The organism is Streptomyces malaysiensis subsp. malaysiensis, from assembly GCF_040653035.1.
GTDB lineage: Bacteria > Actinomycetota > Actinomycetes > Streptomycetales > Streptomycetaceae > Streptomyces > Streptomyces malaysiensis.
In genome coordinates, this window is record NZ_JBEZNG010000093.1 from 1 (window position 1) to 1,157 (window position 1,157).

Genomic DNA, 1,157 nt, shown 5'->3' on the forward strand with positions numbered 1-1,157 from the left:
AAGCGACCCCACCGACAACCGACCCGTCAACACCACACCACCCGACCCAGGAACCGACACCACCGCACCCACCAACGGATGCCCCAACCCCTCCAGTCCGAGCATCGAGGCGTCTCCGGTCGACTCACTCACCCCCGACGGCCAGTACCGCTGGTGTTGGAAGGCATAGGTGGGCAGGTCAACATGGTTGTGCGGGCCAGGGAACACCTCGGTCCAACCGACTGCGACACCGCATACCCATGCCTCGGCGAGCGCGGTCAGGAACCGCTCCCAGCCACCCTCATCACGCCGCAACGTCCCCACAACAACCGCCTCGGACCCCACCGCCTCCAGCGTCTCCTCCACCCCCACCGTCAACACCGGATGAGCACTCACCTCAACAAACGCCCCAAAACCCTCACCCGACAAGGCCCGGACCGCCTCCTCAAAACGCACCGGCTGCCGCAGATTCCGATACCAATACCCCGCATCCAACACACTCGTATCCACCCACGCACCGGTCACCGTCGAGAAGAACGGCACCTCCCCACCACGAGGACTGACCGAGGCCAGATCCCCCAGCAACCGCTCCCGAATCTCCTCCACCGCCGGACCGTGTGAGGCGTAATCCACCGGAACCCGCCGCGCCCGCACACCCTCCCCCACACACCACTCCAACAACTCCTCCAACCCATCCGGATCACCCGAAACCACCACCGAAGCAGGACCATTAACCGCCGCAACAGACAACCGCCCACCCCACGCCACCAAGCAACCCTCTACCTCGGCCACCGGCAACGCCACGGATACCATCCCGCCGCGCCCCGCCAACACCGACAGAGCCTGACTACGCAACGCCACCACCCGCGCGCCGTCCTCCAACGACAACCCACCCGCCACACACGCCGCAGCAATCTCACCCTGCGAATGACCAATAACGGCCGCAGGAACCACCCCACACGAACGCCACACCTCCGCCAACGACACCATCACCGCCCACAACACCGGCTGCACCACATCAACCCGACCCAACGCCACCTCATCACCCAACACATCCAGCAACGACCACTCCACAAACCCCGACAACGCCGCAGCACACTCACCCATCGCCGCCGCAAACACCGACGACGACCCCAACAACCCCACCGCCATCCCCACCCACTGCGAACCCTGACCCG

Annotated in this window: 1 protein-coding gene; it reads right to left on the minus strand. The window is 65.4% G+C overall.

Annotation, left to right across the window (positions count from 1 at the left end):
* The coding region (locus AB0E24_RS45925) for an acyltransferase domain-containing protein (RefSeq protein WP_359386040.1) at positions 1-1,157 on the minus strand (1,157 nt) is incomplete at both ends.